We start from the raw sequence: 18,653 nt of genomic DNA on the forward strand, positions 1-18,653 counted from the left end.
CTCCGTTCGGGGCCTCGGCCCCGTTCGCGCGATGCGCGTCTGTTCATGCGGTGATGGGGCGTCGCCCCGGACTGCTCACGGTTTGACGAGTTTCTGTGACGTGGATGTTACATCTGCAAGCTAAGCCGTCAGATGATGAAAGCTTCGGTTGGATCTTTGGCGAGCGCCCTGTCGCTTTCCCGCCTGCGCTCGGTGACTGCGGTCGCCGAGGAGGGCTCTTTTTCGGCTGCTGCGCGCCGATTGGGGGTGTCGCATTCCGCAGTCGCGCAGCAGATTCGCGATCTCGAGACCGCCTTCGGCGTGCGGCTGTTCGACAAGCTCAACGGAACCCTCAGTGCCACGCCACTATGCGAGCAGCTTTGCGACATCGCCGCCCGGATGCGCGAGGCCGAGCATGACGCGCTGCGTATTCTCGAACGCCGGGGCCCGACCGGCAGGCGCAGACTGCGCGTCGGTCTGGGCAATTCCATGCCGGGCATCGCGATCGTCCACCAGCTTCTGCGCCAACACCCCTCGCTGACGGTCTCGGTGGAAAGCGGCTCGCATCAGGACATTCTCGCGGCCCTGCTGCGGCGCGAGGTCGATGTCGCGGTGCTGCCCGATCTGCCGAACGATCGCCGGTTCCGCACCGCGCGCGTGCTGTCGCAGGAGGTGGTGGGGATCGTCTCCGCCGACAGCCCAACCGGATTGCGCGACGAGGTCAGTCTGGAAGACCTGGCACGGCTGCCGCTGATCTTCCGCTCGCAGGGGTCCTCGACCCAGAAGGTCGTCGACCGCGCCTTTCGTGCGATCGGCCTGTCCCCCGAGCCGCAGCTGATCGCCGACACCCGCGACGCTGTCTATGAGGCGGTGGCCTTGGGGATCGGTGTCGGCTTCATGTGGCGCTTTGGCACTTACCGAACCGATACGGTGCGCAGGCTGTTGATCCGCGACATCCGGTCGACGGTGGACGAGGTCGTGTTCGCCCTGAAGGACGAACGGAACGAGTTGATCGAACTGTTCTTCAACGCCGCCAGCCAGATCGATCCGGCCGGGGCCGCTGGCGCGGAGATCATTCGAGACTAAGTGCGCCGACGCCCAAGCGACGTGGCCTAGACCGTCGCCACGACGCTCTCGGGAAACAGATCGCCTGTCCCGAAGCTTTTCACGCACCCGTCGTCCTCGCGCATCAGGAACAGGGCGTCGAGCCCGCGTTTTCTCGCAACCTCCAATCCCTTCTCCGGGCCAAGCACCATAAGCGCGGTGGCCCAGCCGTCGGCCTCGGCGCAACTGCGCGCAACCACCGTCACGGAGGCGGGCGACGCCAGCAAGGGCGCGCCACGCGCGCGATCCATCGTATGCGAGAGCCTGCGCGCGCCGAGGTCGATCCAATGACGATAATCGCCGGAGGTCGCGACGGACGCATTCTCGAGCGCGAGGATCGAATGCGGCGTGCGGCGCAGCGGATCGGGGCTCTCGACCGCGATCGTCCACGGGGTACCATCGGGCCTGAGCCCCGTGGCCCGCATTTCGCCGTCGATCCCGACGAGGCTGGCCTCGATCCCCTGCGCGGCCAGCGTCTCGGCGAGGCGATCCACGCCATAGCCTTTCGCGATCCCGTTCAGGTCCAGCACCACGGGTCCGCTCTTGCGTACCCGGTCATGGTCGAGCTCGAGCCATTGATATGCGGGCTCCCGCGGCACGCTCATCGCGGCGCGGATCGCCTCGGGTGTCGCATCGTCGGGACCGAAGCCCCAAGCCGTGACCGCATCTCCGAGCCCGATATCAAACGCGCCGCCCGAGGCTTTGCCGATCTCGAGCCCGAGACGAAGCACTTCGGCCAAACGCCCGGGCACCTTCACCCATTCGCCTTCCGCAGCCGCGTTGAGCCGCATCAGGTCGCTGTCCGGTTTCCACGTGGACATCTGCGCATCGACTTCGGCAACCGCCGCCTGAAGCGCGGCTTGGATCGGCGCGGGATCGCGCTCGGGCGGCGCGAAGAACAGGGCGGTCCAGCGGGTGCCCATGGTCGCGCCGTGCAGAGCGTGGCGCAGCAGATCAGAAGATGTCTTCGACATACCGTCCCTCCGTTTTCAGTTTGGTCGCACTCAGGCCCGAAGCCGCGAGGATGTCATGCAGGGCATCGGCGACACCCGCCGCCATGTCCCGCCCGCCGCACACCATGATCCGCGCGCCGCTCTGCACCAACCGGACCAGTTCGGGAGCATCGGCGCGCATCGCATCCTGAACGTAGCGCGGTCGCTGGCCGCGCGAGACCGAGGTCACGAGCCGCGACAGACGCCCTTCGTTCTTCCAGCCGCCCAACTCCTGCGCATAGAGGAAATCGCTTTGCGGATCGCGCATCCCGAAGAAGAGGTGGATTGGGCGCCGTTGCTCGTTTTCGCGCACGAAGCCCACGAGAGGGCCGATCCCCGTGCCCGCACCGATCAGGATCAACGGCGCGCGCGAGCGGTCCGGACGGAAGGCGGGATTGCGTCGGACGAAGGCGCGGACGCTCTCTCCCGGCTCGAGCGCCGTCAGTTGGCCGGAACACAACCCGCCAGGGTGTTTCTTGACCACGATCTCCAGAAAGCCGTCGCGGCGCGACGACGCGAGCGAATAGAGGCGCGGTGTGGGCGCCCCTTCGGGCAGGATCCCGATCAGATCTCCTGCGGCAAACCGCGTAATGCCCGCCCCCGTCAGCCGCTGCCAGAACGTAGCGCGCGGCAGGGAAAAGCGCAGGATCGACGTCGGAGCCTGCACGTCGGCCCCATAATCGCGCCGCGACTGGAGCGTGAGTTCGGTCGTGGCAGGGGGCGTCGGTTGGTGGTGCAGTTCGAGCGCGATCCCGAGCGCCGCACCCAGCGCCTGCCCCCAGCGCGCAAACGCCTGCGGCGACTGCCGGTCGATCGTGTCATAGGGCAGAAGAACCGGCCAACCCTTCGCGTCCACGGTGTCGGCGATCGTCTGGGCGTAGGCGCAATAGGCAGGGAAACTCCGGTCCCCGAAACCAAGCACGGCAATCGGAATATCCAGCGCATCGGAGCAGGCGTCGAGTTTGGTCAGGAAGCCTTTCGCGGAACTGGGCTCCGCCCCGTCGCCATAAGTGGCCGCGAGCACGATGATCCGATCGGCATGGGCGTAGCGCTCGGGGACGAAGGAGGACATCGGCGCGATGTGAACACTCTGGCCCGCCGCACGCAGCGCCGCGTGCAGGGTCGCGGCAAAACCCCAGGTGCTGCCGCTTTCACTGCCGACAAGGAGGATCGTCTCCGCGCGCGCGGCTGGTTGGTTAGCCCGGATGCGCGGGCGGCCGCGCCGACCCGCGAGCCAGATCGTCAGGCCAGTGAGACCCATCACCGGCACGCCCAGCGCCATGAGACCCAGCACCGCGCCAAGCAGCGCAGCGCCCTGCCCCGTGTGCAGCATGTAGATGGTCTCAGTAATGCGTTGCCATGCGGTCAGGTCCGCCCAGGCAAGCACCGCGCCGGTACCCTGATCGAGATAGCCGGTGCCGCGATCGGTCTTCAGGGTGAAAACATCGGTGGCATCGCCGTCATAGGGGAAGCTCAGGCTCCGCAGTTGCGTGACGGGCGTGTCGCCGAGCATCGCAAGACCGGCAAGCGGCGCGTCTGTTTGACCGCTCACCTCGGCGGGGATGCCGAGCGAAGGCCCACCATCGGGGATAAGCTCGAAGGTCGAGGCCGTCATCCACAAAGACGTGGCGGAGGATAGAAGCAGGCCGACCACCGCGATGCGCGCGATCTCGACGTGGAGCCGACCGGCGAGCGGCCCGCGCAAACGCGAGAACCAGTTCCGCCAGCCGCCGACACGCCGTGCGACGAGCAGGACGCCGGAGACCGAGAGCACCAGCATCGCGACGGAGCCCAGCGCGCTCGCGACGCGGCCGGGATCGCCGAGGAAGAGGGAGCGGTGAAGGTTGGTCAACCAACGCTGAAAGGCATTCGGATCAGCCGATGCGACGCCGCGGCCCGTGGTGGGATCGATCACCGCCGCGCCGGGCTGTCCGGCTTCGAACCAATAGGCCGTGATCTGCCCCGACGGTGCGCGCCGGATCTGTTCGAGACCCGGATAGATCGTCTGGATGCGCTCGGCGAGGGTCGCGACGCTGAGCTCCGCCCCCGCCTGCGGTGCTGCGACCCGCTCCGCAACCGGAAAGACCGCGAGCACCGCGCCGCTGAGCGCCAGCACCGTGACAAGCGCCAGGGCAATCAGCCCCGGCCAGCGATGAAACGCGCGGATCATGGCCTGTCACCTCACATATCGTAGGTGAAATCGGCGACGTAGCGACGCCCCGGAACCGGCGTGCCTGCGCCCTCGGTCGTCAGCGGCACGGCGACCTCGTTGGGGCTGTCGCGCATGTCCTCGACCGCGGCGTCGATATGCAGCGTGTAGCCCGCATCAAAAAGCGCATCCGCAAGATCGAGCGTGATCTCGAGCGTCCGGCCCGCGCCGACGCTTGCGCCGGTGATACCGTTGATCTGCGCCGGGTCGCCGCCGGTCGCGCGATACCAGTCGTTGAGATGCTCGTAATATTTGGACTTGCCGCCCGCCATCCAGAGGCTGCCCGCATAGGCGCCCGACGGGTCGGTGACATAGAGCGCGAGATAAGCGCCGTCGCCGCCATAGTTGTTCAGCGTGGTCTTGAGCGAAACGGGCTGCGCGGAGGCGAGCGCGGGAATGGTCAGAGCCGTGCTCAGCGCCAAAGTTGCAAGAAGAGACTTCATTTCGGGAATCCTTGTTTTGGGGAGGAAAGCGGCGGCGGCTCAGTTCACCTGAACCTTGGGCGGAGCGCCGTCACCGAAGAGGCCGTTTTTCGGCGGGGCGACCGTGCCGGCGGGGGCCGGGTTGCGCGCCGATGCGCCGTAGTCGTCATCATCATCATCGTCGTCCTCGTCATCGTCGTCATAGTCCGACGTGACGAGGCGCTGCGTCGCCGGATCGATCTTGGCTTCGATTTTCCGCCCGTCGCGGTCGCGGCCCTCGATCTCGTATCGGCCGTCTTCCATCTCGATTTCGTGGACAGTCCAGCCGTTCTCGCGCGCGATCTGCATCACCGCGTCGCGGGACATTCCTTCGCCGCGCGAAGACTTTCTGTAGTCGTCGTCGGCCAGAGCCATCCCCGCAGGCAGCAGGGCGATGAGGGGAAGTGCGATCAGGATCTTTCGCATGGCAGGGTCTCCTTTTTCATCTGCTAGCGACAATCTGGGCAGGGGACCTGAGCGCTTCCTGACGGGCGGACAGTTTCCGCTTCAGCTTCGCGTCAGGAAAAAGGCCCCGCCTTTGAGGGCGGGGCCAGGTGAGGCCGCGGGACAAACGGCCTTGGCGATGTGATCGGGAACGGTCAGGCGATATCGCCGGGCTCAGGCCCACGCTTGTCGCCGGTCAGCATCGACCGCGCGAGGTTTTCGCGATGCCGGAAGGAGGCCAGAACCACACCGGCGACATGAAGCGCCACGAGCAGCAGGACCAGATTGGCGAGAACCTCGTGCAGTTCTTCCAGCGCCTCGCTGCCTTCGCCTTCCGCGCCCTCGCCATATTCACCGTATTCGCCATCCTCGTCCGCGAAGGCCGGTGTCACGATCTGCGGCAGCGCGGGAAGCATCGCCACGCGCGTGGGTTCCGCCATCAGCCAGCCGGTAAAGGCGGTGCCCGACAGCGAGATCAGCAGCGCCACGATCATCAGCGCCCCGGCAGGGTTGTGGCCGAGATAGCGACGCTCTTTGCCGCGCAGCATGTCGCCAAGATAGGACAGCGTCTGCCCCGGCCCTCTGAGGAACTGGGTGAACCGGGCATAGCGCCCGCCCACGAGCCCCCAGAACAGCCGGAACGCGACCAGCCCGGCGACGGTGTAGCCTGCGATCTCATGCACCGGCTGCAATTCGTCGGCCGTGAACCAAGCCGTGGCAAAAGCCGCAACGAGGCCCCAGTGGAAAATCCGCACCAGCGGATCCCAGACCCGCACTCTGCCCCCGGAGCTACCGCCGGAATTCGTCGTGTCGTGAAATGCTGCGTCAGTCATGTTTGTCTCCTTCACGATCTTCGCGGGACCGACCATGTTCATCGCCGTCATATTCGACTTCGAGAATCTGGAGCGTCGACGGATGAACCGTCACTTCGAGCTGGCGACCCTGCGCGTCGGTGCCGTCGATCTCGTAGCAGCCGTCATCGATCTTGATGCGGCGCACCGTCCAACCGTTCTCTTCGGCGAGTTGGGCCACGGCATCGCGCGGCTGCCAATCCGCCATCGGCACGAAACAGTCGTCATCGGCCAGAGCCATTCCAGCCGGAAGCACCGCGAGAAAGGCGAGAATTGTCACTGTCTTCTTCATGGGCCAAACTCCTGTTCGCGGCCAACTCTGCACCTTTCATGGGCGATCAATCTGACGGGAACCTGAAGCCGCATGGCGCGCAGCGTCAGCTTGGTGTCAGCCGGGCAGGTAAAGACTGGGCATCGGAGAAGAGATGGGACCAACATGCGCATCCTGCTGATCGAGGACGACACTATTCTGGGCACCGCCGTGCGCGACCAGATCGCGAGCGATGGCCACCCGGTGGACTGGGTCACGCGTCTCGACGAGGCGGGCGCGTCGGTCCGCAGCACCGGCTATGATCTTGTCCTGCTCGATCTCATGCTTCCCGACGGCCGCGGCATCGGCTTTCTGAAGTCGCTGCGCAGCCGGGGCGATGTGACCCCCGTGATTATCATGACCGCGCTCGATCAGGTCTCGGACCGGATCGAGGGGCTGAACGCGGGCGCCGACGACTATCTGGTGAAGCCCTTCGACCTCGCGGAGCTCTCCGCGCGCATCGGGTCGGTCGCGCGGCGCTACAGCGGCAATCCGAACCCCATCGTGACCCATGCCGGACTCGAGATCGACCTCGCCGCACGCAGCATCCTGCGCGACGGCAAGCCCGTGCAGCTGACCGCGCGCGAATGGGCCCTGTTCGAGGCGTTCCTATCGCGCCCCGGCCAATTGCTGTCCAAAGCCCAGCTCGAAGAGAAGCTCTACGCCTTCGATGCGGAGGTGGAGAGCAACACGATCGAGGTCCATGTCAGCCGCCTGCGCAAGAAACTCGGCGCCCATGTGATCGAGACCGAACGCGGCCTCGGCTACAGGTTGGGCAAGGCATGAGATTGCCAAGAAGCCTTCAGGCCCGTCTGGGGCTTTCGCTCGGGGTCGTTCTGGCGCTGATGTGGATCGCGGCGGCGACCGTCACCGCGCTGATCGTGCGCAAGGAGATGAGCGAGGTCTTCGACTCCACGCTTCAGGAAACGGCGCAGAGGATCCTGCCCCTCGCGGTCATGGACATCGTGAACCGCGACGGCAACAACACGACGCAGCGCCTTGCAAGGCTGCGCAACCACGAGGAATTCTTCACCTATATCGTGCGGGACGCGGAGGGGCATATACTTCTGCAGTCTCACGCGGCCGATCCGTCCGTCTTCCCCGCCTATGACGGCCGGGGGTTCAGCCAGACGGCCACCCACCGGCTCTATAGCGATGCCGCCCTTCAGGACACGATCCGGATCACCGTCGCGGAACCGCTCGCGCATCGTGCGAAGGTCGCGCGAGAGGTAGAGCTTGGCCTTGGTCTGCCTCTGCTGATCGTGATCCCGCTCGCCTTCGCGGCGGTCGTTCTGGCGGTGCGGACCAATCTCGGGCCGCTGCGGCGGTTCCGAACCAGTCTCGAGGCGCGCAACGCTCGCGATCTCACCCCCATTCCGACCGACGACCTGCAGTCCGAGATTTCTCCGGTCGCCGCCACGCTCAACAATCTTCTGGGGCGGTTGCGCGAAGGGTTCGAGGCCGAGCGAAGCTTCGCCTCCAACGCCGCGCATGAATTGCGCACGCCCCTTGCGGGCGCCATCGCGCAGACACAGCGGCTGAGCGCGGAAACCAGCGATCCTGTCGCGAAGACACGCGCCGCCGATATCGAGGCGACGCTGAAACGTCTCACGCGGCTCTCGGAACGGCTGCTGCAACTCGCCCGCGCGGAAGGCGGGCCTTTGCGGCTTGAGCGCAGCTCGGATCTGCGCGTCGCCGCCCGCCTGATCGTCGAAGACCTCGCGCGCGGCTTCGATCCCGGGCGTATCGCTCTGGAGCTGCCGGAGACGCCTGTCATCTCGGATCTCGACCCCGATGCTTTCGGTATCCTGTGCCGAAACCTGATCGAGAACGCGCTGAAGCATGGGGCGCAGGACGAACCGGTCACGGTGCGCCTGACTGCGAAAGGCGTTTTCACCGTTACGAATGCCGGACCGGTCATTCCGCAGGAGACGCTCGCGCGGCTGACCGCGCGGTTCGAGCGCGCCGGCAGCACGAATGACGGCAGCGGATTGGGCCTCGCCATCGTCGCCGTCATCGCAGAGCGGATCGGAAGCTCGCTCTCGCTGACATCGCCGCCGAGCGGTCGCGACTCTGGCCTTGAGGTCAGCTTGCAGCTGCCGCTGAGTGCAGCGACCTCGTGACGAGCCGCGCGCGGTTCCGAAACCCGTCTTGTTCAGCGTCACTTGCCGGACCTCGTTCGGCTGATAGTCTGGGAAAATGACCGACGCGGAAACGATGACTGCGGTGCTTTGCGACCGCTATGGGGCGCCTGACACGCTTTGGCTCGACGAGGTCCCCATCCCGGCGCCCGCACCGGGTGAAATCCGGGTGCGCGTGCATGCCGGAACGGTGAACCGGACCGATACGGCCACGCTGCGCGGCCATCCCTTCTTCGCGCGGGCGATGACGGGGCTCTTGCGGCCGAAGATGCCCACGCTCGGGATGGATTTCGCCGGCGTGGTCGACGCCCTGGGCGATGGCGTGAGCGCCTTCCGGCCCGGAGACCGGGTCTTCGGCCTGTCGCCCGAGCGGTTCGGCGCCCATGCCCAATATCTCTGCCTGCCCGCCGATGGACCGTTGGCGCGGATCCCGGGCGATCTCGCCTTCGACGAAGCTGTGGTGGGCGAAGGCGCCTGGTATGCCGACGCGACCACCAGCCTGCTGTCCGAGGGCGCCCGCTGCCTGATCTACGGTGCCTCCGGCGCCATCGGCTCGGCGGCGGTTCAGCTTGCCAAGGTGCGCGGGGCGCATGTCACGGCGGTCGTCGGAACCCGTCACTTCGAATTGGCCCAGAGCCTCGGGGCCGACAGGGTGGTGAATTACGAGACCGAGGATTTCACCGCGATCGGCGAGCACTTCGACCTCGTCATGGACGCGGTGGGCAAGACCTCGTGGCGCGCCTGCCGCCCGCTGCTGACGCCCGACGGCATCTTCACGGCGACCGATCTGGGCCCCGGCTGGTCGCACCTTTTCCTCTCCGGCTGGTGCGCGCTCACCGGCAGCAAACGCGTGCGGCTCCCCTTTCCCGAGAATGCCCCCGGCTTCGTGCGACGCCTCGCCGGGCTGATGGCCGAGGGGCGCTTCCGGGGCGTCTTCGACCGGCGCTATCGGCTGGACGAGATCGTCGAGGCCTTCCGCTATGTCGAGACCGGGCAGAAGACCGGGATCGTGAGGATCGACATTCCCTAGGATCAGGACGGGCGGCTCAGGACGGGCGGATCACGATCTTGCCCCTGACCTCGCCATGACCGGTGCGCGCGAGTGCCTCCGGCAGCTCGGCCAGCGGCAGCTCCGCCTCGAGATGCGGCGCGATCCGCCCCGCCTGTGCCAGCGCCGCCACGCGCGCGGTCAGTTCGCGCCCAGAGGGCACCATCAGCATTCCGATCGACTTGTGCCGCCCCCGGTAGATCGCCCCACCGAGCAGGAGCGACAAGAGCACGCGCACCTCGCCGCCGACCGCCCGGTAGATGCCACCCGGCGCGAGCGCCTTCGCGATGCGGCGAGGCCCGCGCGTCGCCACCATGTCGAGGATGCGATCCCAGGTGGCCCCGGTCTCGGCGAAGTCCTGCGCGCGATAGTCGATCACCTCGTCGGCGCCGAGCGCGCGCAGCCAGTCGACCTTGCCGCCATTGTCGACCGCACACACGAAAGCCCCTGCCTGCTTCGCCAGTTGCAGCGCCATGGTGCCCGAACCACCCCCGGCCCCGTTGATCAGCAGCCTGTCCCCTGCCGTGACATTTTCGGTTCCGGCGACGGCGATGCCGCCCGCCTGCGGCAGACAGGCGGCGACCGCGTCGGACAGGCCCTCGGGCACCTTCACCATCAGCTCGGAGGGCACGCAGACATATTCGGCGAAGCCGCCGCGGGTCATGACGACGTCCCCCATGACCCGGTCGCCGATCGCGAAGCCGGGAGTGTCGGGACCGAGCTTGTCGACGATCCCCACGACATCCGAGCCAAGCACCGGTTGCTTCGGCCGCCAGTACCCGCCGACCATTCGCGCATAGAACGGCGCGCCCGTGAGATATTCCCAATCCGACAGGTTCACAGCGCAGGCGCTTACCCGGAGCCGAAGCTGGCCTTTGCCCGGTTCGGGCACCGGCAGGTCCGCAAGCCGCAGCTGCTCGGCCCCGCCGTAGCGGTGATAGGTCATGGCTTTCATTTGCCGGGCCCGGGGGGATCGGTGAATACACGGACCAGCATCGTGCCGACGATCCAGACCCCCAAGGTCCAGACGATGGTGGCGCCGGGGCTCAGGTAGCCGCCGACAAATCCGGCAATCGCGATCACCACGCCGATTGCGCCGACCAGTCCGACCAGTTCTTTTCTCTTTTGTCGCAAGCCCATCGGTCTCTCCCCCTCTTCATGCAAATCCTAGTCGATTCGCGCGCGACGCCCAAAGATCACGGCACCCAAGCCGAACGGCCCGACAAGCCCGACCGACAATCAGCCGAGCCAGTCGCCGATGCGCCCGTAGAGCGCCCTGATCCCTTTCATGGGCACGTCGACCGTCATAGCGGATTGTCGTTTGCATGATCATGCTCCCCCGGTTTGTCATCGTTGATTGAGCTGCGCGCGCACGGCTTTGATGCCTTGCCGCGATACGCGATAAGGCTGGCCGTTCTGCGAGCGGATGAAGCGCCGTTTTCTCAGGCGCATAAACACGTCGAGCGTGCAGTCCGAAAGGACGTAACCGTCGCGCGTGTAACAGGTGATGGCGCGTATCTTGCCGCCCTCGCCTCTTTCGTGGTGGATTGCTCCGCCAAGGGCGAGTTCATGCAAAACACGCTGTTCGTGCTTTGAGATATTCAAGGGATTGGTCTCGATTTTATGAGAGTGCAGAAACAGAGGCACTCAGCGTTGCGCGTGAGTGTTCTTTTGGTTCTGGCGTTCCCGCATCACTTGATCGGGAACGGGCTTATGCCCGGGGCTCTTGCATAAAATCTCCATCGCATGAGGTCTCTGCCTCATACCTGTTGGATAGGTAGGCACGGACAAAGAGCACAACAAGTCCCCTGCGACATATCTGCGCGATCAAAGGAGTGGCGTTGCAGAAAAGCGGGCGTTCATGTCCCTTCGCGAAAGCTCTGGCACCCAGCGTTCTGAGAAAGAGAGGCCACGACGGCGCCAGTTGCATTGTCCTCAGCGACTATCTACGCCATCACATACACCAGCCCAGATTGGACAGCGGTAATGCCGATATTCCTGATCCTCATGGTCATTGTCGCAGGCGCCGTTGGAGCGTTCTTCTGGCTCAAGCGGCACAAGCGAGCCCAACTCCTGACGACCGCGCTGCCGGAGCGTCAGCGTCGCATCGTGAAGCAACAGGTTCCGCTGATCCGAAGACTGCCGAGCGACCTGCAAGCCCGGCTCGACGGCAAGATCAGCCTGTTTCTGGATCAGGTCGAATTCCTCGGCTGCAATGGCTTGGAAGTGACCGAGGAAATGCGGCTCTCCATCGCCGCCCAAGCCTGTCTTCTCGTCGTGAATTCGGACAGCTGGTACGATCACCTTCGCACCATCCTGATCTATCCCGGGGCCTTCAAGTCCAGACAAGCTCAGCGCAGCGGCTATGTTCTGACAGAACGCGAAACCATCCGGACCGGGGAGAGCTGGGCGCGCGGCCCGGTCGTTCTGTCTTGGAAGCACACCCGGTGGGGCGCCTCCAACGATCATGACGGCCACAACGTCGTCCTGCATGAGTTCGCCCACCAACTCGACGATCTTTCAGGTCACACGGACGGCATTCCGGTGCTGAGCAAAGAGCAGAGCTTCGCGGGCTGGGCAATGCCATTCGCCGAGGCCTACGAGCGTCATGTTCAGCACGTCAGACACGGGCGGCGCACCGTGATCGACGCCTATGGCGCCGAGGGGCCGGAGGAGTTCTTCGCGGTCCTTGTCGAGGCCTTCTTCGAGCGACCGGCAGAGCTGAAACACGCCGAACCTGCGGTCTATGAACAGCTGTCGATACTCTTCCAGCTTGAGCCATCGACATGGGGCTGATGGACCGGGGCGCAGGCTCGTCCCCGTGACCTTCCGGCCTGCACCAGAAGATCCGGCATCCACCGGCTCATCCCGCTCTCATCGAGGCTTTCAGCACAGCGCGGCATACACTCCAGAACGAGGCCGCCGTCATCACAGCCCGGCACAGGCGTCGGTGTGAATCCATCTGCGACGGACCCCACATTTGCGCAACATCTTCAGAAACCCGGAGACCATGGTGCTCGCGCCGGAAACATAGACGCGCCGTTCGTCCAGATCGGGAACGCATTCGCGCAAGTTCGTCTCGTCCATCCGGCCCTGCACCAGCGTCACATCGTCATATATGGCGGAGCCGAGTTCTCCGGACACCGCATAGACCACCTTCATCCCCAACTCGTTGCGCGCGCGTGTCAGAAGCTCTCGATAGGCGATCTCGTCTGCTGACCTGTTCGCATAGACCAGAACAATATCGCGTTTCTCGCCGCGCTCGAGGAGGTCGGCGATCATGCTGCGAAACGGGGTAATGCCGATCCCGCCCGCGATGAACAGAAGCTTCTTCTCGCGCTGCCGCGGCAGGACGAATGTGCCCGCGATCTGCGAGCCATAGATCGTGTCGCCTTCCTGCATCCGCAAAAGCCCCCGCTTGAACGCGCTGCCCTGAGGGTTGAACTTGACGCCGACCCGCACGGCTGAGGCCCCGGGCGCGGAGGCGATGGTGAAGGGCCTGCGGTTGCCGCGCTTGTCAGACCCCGACAGCCCCAGCGTCCAGTCGAGATACTGACCCGCCCGGAATTTCAGGGCGCGATCCGACTGAAAGACGAATTCGTAGCAATTCGCGGCGATCTCCTCGACACCGATCAGCTTCATCTTGAACCGACCTTTGGGGCTGGCGGCCCAGGCGTAGATATTCGCCACGAGGAAGGCCATTTCGGGGGAGAAGTACATCGTCCCGATATGGATATTCGAGGAGGACAGAACCCCGACAATGGCGGCGTAGACATGCCGCGACCAGCGACCATGCGCGGCCGTCAGCGGCTCCGTCAGCATCGCGAAACCCGCAAAGAACAGCGGCGAATAGAGGAGCGTCTGTTGCAGCGCCATTCCCATCATGCCCGGAGGCGTCGTTACCAGAACGGCGGCGAGGTTGGACAGGATGTAGACAGCGATCATGCCGATGCGTTCGATCTTGTAGACGACGAGCAGCCCGCCGAGGATCACCAGAGGCAAGAGCTGTGGCGTGCCGCCGACCCACCACAGGGCCGGGGTATTGAGCCCGATCCCCGCGGCGACGGCGCCGATCGCCACCGGGTTGAAGATGTGTTTGTGCCCGATCGTCAGGATGAATTTCGACGCGATCGCGACGACCGATGCGAGCACGATCGCGGCCAGTGTCATCGGATCGGCGAAATCCGCCGGCGGCATGATGAGTGCGAGGATCAGGGCCGTGATATAGACGGACTCCGCGTTCGTCGGCAGCTTCAGAAAAAAGCTGAAAAGCCGGTTCGTCACCCAGGCGCTCGCGACAGAGAGCACGAGCGACACGACAAGCCCGACAGGGTCGAGGAAGGCCGCACCCATCATGCCGACCGCAATCCCGCCCAGAAACAGGATCCCGAGATAATAGACCATCAATCGATACATCGTGACGCCATTCAGCGAACGCCTGATCAGTTTCATCATGAGAAGACAAACTCCTTGAAACCGGTCGTTTGCACGGCCGTTCCATCCTGGTGGATTTGGTAGGCTTCGAGGCCATCAAGGGCTTCGATGTAGTAGATGCCCTTGTCGCCCATCGCGAAGGCCGCCGTGGCGTGTAGGTCCGCGACGAGAACGTCATGCCCGATCACGGTGATGCTGACGGGGCCTTCGATGCGGCTGGTTCGGTCATGCGGGTCATAGATATGGTCGCCACGGACGTAGTTGCCCGACGTCGCCACGCCCTGCCCTCTTGGCGCGATCGCCTTGACGATCTGGCGCGGATCGAAGGGATTGCGAATACCGATCGACCACTCGCGGTCGCGCGCATCGCGCCCGCCGACTTGAATGTCTCCGCCCGCGTCGATGCAGAAATTCTCGAACCCGTCTCTCTCGAGCAGTCGGGCCGCACCGAGGATCGCCCATCCTTTCACGACACCGGAAGGATCGATGGTTCCATCCTCGCGCCGAATGTCGAAATACCCGTCCGTGATCTCTTGCATGTCATGGGCGATCTTCAGGACGTCGCGCATCTGGGAACTGAGTGCGGGCTCATCGATCTCGCCCGAATTGAAGCGCGAAACTTCGCTGTCAGGGCGGAAGGGGCTGAAGCGTTTATCCGCGTCATTGAAGACGTCGAACACCCTTTCGTGAATGTCTGCGCCCTCGGAATTCGGGATGTCGAGCGTGATCGGCATTCCCATGATGATCCGCGTCTCGACGGTCATGGCCGGACTATTTCAGCGATTTCAGCAGCGCATCATTTGCCGAATTCAGGAACGCCTGGCTGGTGAGCGTTGCGCCGGAAATGTAAGAGACGTTGGTATTCTGCGCCATGACGATCTCGCGCTCGAGCATCGGCAGCGCCTTGCTGTTGATATAGCGGCTCGTCCTGCGATCCGTCGGCGATCTCAGGATGTCGATGGAGGCGATTTTCCCATTTTTCACATGGGCTTGCACCTGCACATAGCCGTAATACTGGCGGACCGGAGACCCGGTCCAAGTGCCATCCTGAAATTGAGCGTTCGCGGGAATTTGGCGAGGCTGCGAAAAGCTCGAGAAAAAGCCTGCCGATGCCGCGGTCGAACTGAGCAGCACAGCGAGAACGGTGCCTGAAAGTGCGCTTGTAAACTTCCTGCTCGTCATTGGGGACCTCCTGATATTCCTTGCGGGCTCCCGGCCCAGTGACTTCGATTTGACGGTCGCTCGCCTGCCCCCAGACCACTTATAAAGATACGTGTTCCGCATCGACATTGAAGTCGCGCCCGTTCCCCTTTGCGTGAAGCAATTGCGAGCGAAGGGAGCGACCCTATCAAGAACGCAGTCGCGCCCAACCCCATATCAGCTTGAGGTGTCGCCTTTCCTTCGCGGATCTTTCACCTTGCCAGCACTTGCGCTCCGTCAGCCTCACCGCCGCCGGAACAGCAACCTGAGGGAGAACGCAGTCTCTGCGAGGATTGTCAGCCCATATGCGGGGCGAAAGCCGACGAGAGGTCGGGCACGGAAGCTATTGGCAACGCGCGGACGGTTCGTTCGCTGCCTGGCCCAGACCGACACGAGAACGATAGCCGCGCCGGGCTCGAGACGGGCGACGCGCCCCGACCGTATTGCGCCCGGCCTTCAAACGACCAGCTACGCTGGCACGATAATTTGACGCAATTTCTCAAGCTCCTCCTCGGACATGTCCAGCGCATCGCGGGTCACATCGTGAAGCTCCTGCATCAATGTTTGAGCCTGCTCGATCTCCTCCTGCGTGATCGGACGAGACGGATGGGCAAAGAAGCCGAGCGAGCGGTCCAGCTCCCCAAGCGCAATGACTTTTCCGAAGCGCAATCCGAAACGCGCGGCGGCGCCGAACACGTCACTCTGGTCACCGTCGGCGAGATCTTCCCAGTCACAAATGCCCTGATTGGAGATCGCCCAGCGGACGGTCGGATCCACAAAAACGAGCTCTTTTTCAGTGTAGTAATCGACCCACTCTTTTGGGTAGGTGAGATAGCTAAGGGTCGGACTAGCAAAGCGAACATGCAGGCCCAACGCGAATGTCCAATCGCAGACCCGGTTCAGACGTTGCAATAGGTCCTCGATCTTATGCAGATTATCCATGTCTCGCCTCCTGACCACATCTTGCAACTCTTCGCCGATGCTTTTGGCGTATTTAGGGCAGTTTCTTGAAAACTTCGATTTGTAAATTCGGGAAACAAGCTGAGACCGATGAAACCCGTGCTGTGCCTGAGGACTCTGGACCATCCGCAGCGGGAGTTTTCGGGTCGAGAGTGCCTTTGGGGAGAAAGCGCGATAGCGCCGTTCCGATGAGACCGGCATCCTGAAACGACACCTCGCAACCAGAGAAGCGAAAGAATGTGCGCTTTCGGAGGATCAGGCAAGAATACCCCCGGAATGATATACCTGTCTCCGGCCTTCGGGACTTATTTCGAGTGCAACGCCGCTACGCAGATTGGCGCGTCGATCTCGAAAGGACACATGATGGAACTCACGCAAGACTGGGACAAAACCTTCCCGAAAAGCGACAAGGTCGACCACAGCAAGGTCACCTTCACCAACCGCTACGGCATCACGCTGGCGGGCGATCTCTACGCTCCCAAGGGCGACGGCCCCTTCGCCGCAATCGCGATCAGCGGCCCGTTCGGCGCCGTGAAAGAGCAATCCTCCGGCTTCCACGCGCAGACGCTCGCCGAGCGTGGCTTCGTGACCCTGGCATTCGACCCGTCCTTCACCGGGGAAAGCGGCGGCAGCCCGCGCAATGTCGCCTCGCCCGACATCAACACCGAGGATTTCAGCGCCGCGGTCGACTATCTCGGCCTGCTGGCGTCGGTCGATCGCGAGCGCATCGGCATCCTCGGGATTTGCGGCTTCGGCGGTATGGGCCTGAACGCAGCCGCGGTGGACAAGCGGGTCAAGGCCGTGGCGGTCACCACGATGTATGACATCAGCCGCATGATGGCCAAAGGCTACTTCGACAGCAACACGCCCGAGCAGCGCGCGGAAACTCTCGAGGCGCTCGGTCAGCAGCGCTGGGTCGACGCGGAAAACGGCGCTCCGGCCTATGGCCCGGTCTCGCTCGAACTTCAGGGCGGCGAGCCGCAATTCGTCGTGGAATACGCCGGCTACTACAAGTCCGAAGAGCGCGGCTTCCACCCCCGGTCGGTCAACTCGAACGCGTCCTGGACGCTGACGACGCCCCTGTCGTTCATGAACATGCCGCTCCTGACCTATATCGACGAGATTTCGCCGCGTCCGAGCCTGTTCGTTCACGGCGACAAGGCGCATTCGCTCTATTTTAGCGAGACGGCTTACGCCGCCGCGGCCGAACCGAAAGAGCTGTTCATCGTCGAAGATGCGAACCACACCGATCTCTACGATCAGGTCGACAAGATCCCCTTCGACAAATTCACCAGCTTCTTCACCGAGAACCTGTGATAAAACGCTCGGTGTTGCCTGCGGGCGGCTCCGACCTGCAGACGGGGCATGATGCCGATGAATGAGCAGACCATCCGATATGGACATTCGCACGAAGCCCTCGCCGCGATGATCGCGAAATGGGCCGAGGGTTCGGAAGATGTCTCGACCCCTCTCCCCGATCTGAGCTTCTTCCGGCGCACGCGCCCGACCGAGCCGGATGTCTGCCTGGTCGAACCCGCGCTTCTGGTCGTGGCGCAAGGGGCCAAACAGATGTTCGTGGGCGGCGCACCGCATCGATACGACCCGTCCGGCTTTCTGATCACTTCGCTGGAAATCCCCGGGCAGACGCAGATCATCGAGGCGAGCGAAGAACGGCCCTGCCTCGGGCTGGTCCTGAAGCTCGATCAGCGGATGCTGGCCGAGATGGTCGCGCGCAACGTGACGCCACCGCCCTCTCACGCAAAGGAGCGCAGCAGTGTCGCGGTGGGCACCATGACCTCTGACCTTCTCGCCCCGCTGGAGCGGCTCGTGGCGCTTCTGGACGACCCCGAGGCCCTCCCCGTTCTTGCGCCACTGATCCGGCAGGAAATCCACTTCCGGCTCCTGCGCAGCGATCAGGGAGACCGCCTGTGGTCCTTCGTCGCCGCCGGTAGCCCGAACCAACGCATTCTCGCCCTGCTCAACTGGATAAAGCTCAACTATGCCGAACCCCTCCGGGTGGACGACCTCGCGGCCCGCGCACAGATGAGCGCCTCGACCTTTCACCAGCATTTCCGCGAGCTCACCACGATGAGCCCGCTCAAATACCAGAAATGGCTCCGTCTGAACGAGGCGCGCCAATTGATGCTCAACGACCATCTCGATGCAGCCAGCGCGGCCTTCCAAGTTGGCTATGAAAGCCCCTCGCAGTTCAGCCGGGAATACTCCCGGCTGTTCGGAAATCCTCCCAAGAAGGATATCGACCAGCTGCGGCTCGATGTAGCGATATAAGACGCTCACGTCTCTCCAAGGTGGGGCGTCTTGCGCTGCATGAATTCGAGCTTCAAAGCCACAGGCGGGAATGTCGTCTCAGGCGAAGCCGCGTCGCGACATCAGCTTCAGCAACGAAGGTCCGGATTGGGCCGGGATCTTTCTTCCGCACTCTCATTTTGGATGGAAGGGCCGGCGAAAAGAGGCCACCCTGCCCGCCGCGCGCTCGGGGCCAACGTGAGCTTGGCGGCT

20 protein-coding genes are annotated in these 18,653 nt (G+C 64.0%); 7 read left to right on the plus strand and 13 right to left on the minus strand.

The features are described 5' to 3' along the window. Window positions 1–135 precede the first annotated feature (135 nt). Window positions 136–1,065: a LysR family transcriptional regulator gene (locus tag BMI91_RS04925; RefSeq protein WP_078604467.1), complete on the plus strand. Its 930-nt coding sequence runs from the start codon at window positions 136–138 to the stop codon at window positions 1,063–1,065. A gap of 26 nt (window positions 1,066–1,091) precedes the next feature. Here BMI91_RS04925 and BMI91_RS04930 read toward each other — a convergent pair whose 3' ends face one another. From BMI91_RS04930 to BMI91_RS04955, 6 genes are all read right to left on the minus strand, one after another. Continuing rightward, window positions 1,092–2,057, minus strand: coding sequence for an FAD:protein FMN transferase (locus BMI91_RS04930; RefSeq protein ID WP_078604141.1), 966 nt, complete (start codon window positions 2,055–2,057; stop codon window positions 1,092–1,094). After that, window positions 2,038–4,245 carry a PepSY domain-containing protein gene (locus tag BMI91_RS04935; RefSeq protein ID WP_078604142.1) on the minus strand — a complete coding sequence of 736 codons (2,208 nt, stop codon included), beginning with the start codon at window positions 4,243–4,245 and terminating at the stop codon, window positions 2,038–2,040. Before BMI91_RS04935 ends, BMI91_RS04930 begins: the two co-directional genes overlap by 20 nt. Window positions 4,246–4,256: 11 nt before the next feature. Continuing rightward, window positions 4,257–4,727, minus strand: coding sequence for a DUF2271 domain-containing protein (locus BMI91_RS04940; protein WP_078604143.1), 471 nt, complete (start codon window positions 4,725–4,727; stop codon window positions 4,257–4,259). 39 nt (window positions 4,728–4,766) lie between these two features. Further along, window positions 4,767–5,171, minus strand: a complete 405-nt coding sequence (locus BMI91_RS04945; RefSeq protein ID WP_078604144.1) for a PepSY domain-containing protein — start codon at window positions 5,169–5,171, stop codon at window positions 4,767–4,769. A gap of 173 nt (window positions 5,172–5,344) precedes the next feature. Continuing rightward, a complete protein-coding gene (locus BMI91_RS04950) occupies window positions 5,345–6,022 on the minus strand; it encodes a cytochrome b/b6 domain-containing protein (RefSeq protein ID WP_078604145.1) in 678 nt (225 codons plus the stop codon). Continuing rightward, a complete protein-coding gene (locus BMI91_RS04955) occupies window positions 6,015–6,332 on the minus strand; it encodes a PepSY domain-containing protein (RefSeq protein ID WP_078604146.1) in 318 nt (105 codons plus the stop codon). The genes BMI91_RS04950 and BMI91_RS04955 overlap by 8 nt, the downstream gene beginning before the upstream one ends. A gap of 144 nt (window positions 6,333–6,476) precedes the next feature. Between BMI91_RS04955 and BMI91_RS04960 the strand changes: the two genes are divergently transcribed. The 3 genes from BMI91_RS04960 to BMI91_RS04970 all read left to right on the plus strand — a co-directional run bounded on the left by BMI91_RS04960 (window position 6,477) and on the right by BMI91_RS04970 (window position 9,521). Continuing rightward, window positions 6,477–7,136 carry a response regulator transcription factor gene (locus BMI91_RS04960; protein ID WP_078604147.1) on the plus strand — a complete coding sequence of 220 codons (660 nt, stop codon included), beginning with the start codon at window positions 6,477–6,479 and terminating at the stop codon, window positions 7,134–7,136. Further along, window positions 7,133–8,473: an ATP-binding protein gene (locus BMI91_RS04965; RefSeq protein WP_078604148.1), complete on the plus strand. Its 1,341-nt coding sequence runs from the start codon at window positions 7,133–7,135 to the stop codon at window positions 8,471–8,473. The genes BMI91_RS04960 and BMI91_RS04965 overlap by 4 nt, the downstream gene beginning before the upstream one ends. A 76-nt stretch (window positions 8,474–8,549) precedes the next feature. Then, window positions 8,550–9,521: an NAD(P)-dependent alcohol dehydrogenase gene (locus tag BMI91_RS04970; RefSeq protein WP_244176550.1), complete on the plus strand. Its 972-nt coding sequence runs from the start codon at window positions 8,550–8,552 to the stop codon at window positions 9,519–9,521. A 16-nt stretch (window positions 9,522–9,537) separates the two neighbouring features. On the opposite strand, the gene BMI91_RS04975 is transcribed toward BMI91_RS04970, so the two are convergent. The 3 genes from BMI91_RS04975 to BMI91_RS04985 all read right to left on the minus strand — a co-directional run bounded on the left by BMI91_RS04975 (window position 9,538) and on the right by BMI91_RS04985 (window position 11,144). Continuing rightward, window positions 9,538–10,494: an NAD(P)-dependent alcohol dehydrogenase gene (locus BMI91_RS04975; protein ID WP_078604149.1), complete on the minus strand. Its 957-nt coding sequence runs from the start codon at window positions 10,492–10,494 to the stop codon at window positions 9,538–9,540. Further along, a complete protein-coding gene (locus BMI91_RS04980) occupies window positions 10,491–10,679 on the minus strand; it encodes a hypothetical protein (RefSeq protein ID WP_078599710.1) in 189 nt (62 codons plus the stop codon). Before BMI91_RS04980 ends, BMI91_RS04975 begins: the two co-directional genes overlap by 4 nt. Window positions 10,680–10,886: 207 nt before the next feature. After that, window positions 10,887–11,144, minus strand: coding sequence for a YjhX family toxin (locus tag BMI91_RS04985; RefSeq protein ID WP_078519961.1), 258 nt, complete (start codon window positions 11,142–11,144; stop codon window positions 10,887–10,889). A 381-nt stretch (window positions 11,145–11,525) separates the two neighbouring features. On the opposite strand from BMI91_RS04985, the gene BMI91_RS04990 reads away from it, so the two are divergent. Further along, complete coding sequence (locus BMI91_RS04990) at window positions 11,526–12,335, plus strand: M90 family metallopeptidase (protein WP_078604150.1); 810 nt, start codon at window positions 11,526–11,528, stop codon at window positions 12,333–12,335. Window positions 12,336–12,467: 132 nt separating this feature from the next. Here the strand turns inward: BMI91_RS04990 and BMI91_RS04995 are convergent, their stop codons facing one another. The 4 genes from BMI91_RS04995 to BMI91_RS05010 form a co-directional block, all read right to left on the minus strand. After that, complete coding sequence (locus BMI91_RS04995; RefSeq protein WP_078604151.1) at window positions 12,468–13,994, minus strand: ferredoxin--NADP reductase; 1,527 nt, start codon at window positions 13,992–13,994, stop codon at window positions 12,468–12,470. Beyond that, window positions 13,991–14,737: an FAD:protein FMN transferase gene (locus BMI91_RS05000; protein ID WP_078604152.1), complete on the minus strand. Its 747-nt coding sequence runs from the start codon at window positions 14,735–14,737 to the stop codon at window positions 13,991–13,993. Before BMI91_RS05000 ends, BMI91_RS04995 begins: the two co-directional genes overlap by 4 nt. A 7-nt stretch (window positions 14,738–14,744) precedes the next feature. Then, window positions 14,745–15,155, minus strand: a complete 411-nt coding sequence (locus tag BMI91_RS05005) for an FMN-binding protein (protein ID WP_158522096.1) — start codon at window positions 15,153–15,155, stop codon at window positions 14,745–14,747. Window positions 15,156–15,641: 486 nt separating this feature from the next. Continuing rightward, on the minus strand, window positions 15,642–16,115 hold the full coding sequence (locus BMI91_RS05010) for an autoinducer binding domain-containing protein (protein ID WP_158522098.1): 474 nt from the start codon (window positions 16,113–16,115) through the stop codon (window positions 15,642–15,644). A gap of 381 nt (window positions 16,116–16,496) precedes the next feature. Here BMI91_RS05010 and BMI91_RS05015 point away from each other — a divergent pair, with 381 nt between their 5' ends. Continuing rightward, complete coding sequence (locus tag BMI91_RS05015; RefSeq protein WP_208607945.1) at window positions 16,497–17,450, plus strand: alpha/beta hydrolase; 954 nt, start codon at window positions 16,497–16,499, stop codon at window positions 17,448–17,450. A gap of 57 nt (window positions 17,451–17,507) precedes the next feature. Beyond that, window positions 17,508–18,422 (plus strand): AraC family transcriptional regulator, encoded by a 915-nt coding sequence (locus BMI91_RS05020; RefSeq protein WP_093476934.1) that lies wholly within the window; start codon window positions 17,508–17,510, stop codon window positions 18,420–18,422. Window positions 18,423–18,653 lie beyond the last annotated feature (231 nt).

This window comes from Thioclava sediminum, assembly GCF_002020355.1.
Classification (GTDB): domain Bacteria; phylum Pseudomonadota; class Alphaproteobacteria; order Rhodobacterales; family Rhodobacteraceae; genus Thioclava; species Thioclava sediminum.

Coding starts and splice junctions, on each gene's coding strand:
- BMI91_RS04925 (WP_078604467.1), top strand. CDS start 136: ATGAAAGCTTCGGTTGGATCTTTGGCGAGCGCCCTGTCGCTTTCCCGC.
- BMI91_RS04930 (WP_078604141.1), bottom strand. CDS start 2,057: ATGTCGAAGACATCTTCTGATCTGCTGCGCCACGCTCTGCACGGCGCG.
- BMI91_RS04935 (WP_078604142.1), bottom strand. CDS start 4,245: ATGATCCGCGCGTTTCATCGCTGGCCGGGGCTGATTGCCCTGGCGCTT.
- BMI91_RS04940 (WP_078604143.1), bottom strand. CDS start 4,727: ATGAAGTCTCTTCTTGCAACTTTGGCGCTGAGCACGGCTCTGACCATT.
- BMI91_RS04945 (WP_078604144.1), bottom strand. CDS start 5,171: ATGCGAAAGATCCTGATCGCACTTCCCCTCATCGCCCTGCTGCCTGCG.
- BMI91_RS04950 (WP_078604145.1), bottom strand. CDS start 6,022: ATGACTGACGCAGCATTTCACGACACGACGAATTCCGGCGGTAGCTCC.
- BMI91_RS04955 (WP_078604146.1), bottom strand. CDS start 6,332: ATGAAGAAGACAGTGACAATTCTCGCCTTTCTCGCGGTGCTTCCGGCT.
- BMI91_RS04960 (WP_078604147.1), top strand. CDS start 6,477: ATGCGCATCCTGCTGATCGAGGACGACACTATTCTGGGCACCGCCGTG.
- BMI91_RS04965 (WP_078604148.1), top strand. CDS start 7,133: ATGAGATTGCCAAGAAGCCTTCAGGCCCGTCTGGGGCTTTCGCTCGGG.
- BMI91_RS04970 (WP_244176550.1), top strand. CDS start 8,550: ATGACCGACGCGGAAACGATGACTGCGGTGCTTTGCGACCGCTATGGG.
- BMI91_RS04975 (WP_078604149.1), bottom strand. CDS start 10,494: ATGAAAGCCATGACCTATCACCGCTACGGCGGGGCCGAGCAGCTGCGG.
- BMI91_RS04980 (WP_078599710.1), bottom strand. CDS start 10,679: ATGGGCTTGCGACAAAAGAGAAAAGAACTGGTCGGACTGGTCGGCGCA.
- BMI91_RS04990 (WP_078604150.1), top strand. CDS start 11,526: ATGCCGATATTCCTGATCCTCATGGTCATTGTCGCAGGCGCCGTTGGA.
- BMI91_RS04995 (WP_078604151.1), bottom strand. CDS start 13,994: ATGATGAAACTGATCAGGCGTTCGCTGAATGGCGTCACGATGTATCGA.
- BMI91_RS05000 (WP_078604152.1), bottom strand. CDS start 14,737: ATGACCGTCGAGACGCGGATCATCATGGGAATGCCGATCACGCTCGAC.
- BMI91_RS05005 (WP_158522096.1), bottom strand. CDS start 15,155: ATGACGAGCAGGAAGTTTACAAGCGCACTTTCAGGCACCGTTCTCGCT.
- BMI91_RS05010 (WP_158522098.1), bottom strand. CDS start 16,115: ATGGATAATCTGCATAAGATCGAGGACCTATTGCAACGTCTGAACCGG.
- BMI91_RS05015 (WP_208607945.1), top strand. CDS start 16,497: ATGGAACTCACGCAAGACTGGGACAAAACCTTCCCGAAAAGCGACAAG.
- BMI91_RS05020 (WP_093476934.1), top strand. CDS start 17,508: ATGAATGAGCAGACCATCCGATATGGACATTCGCACGAAGCCCTCGCC.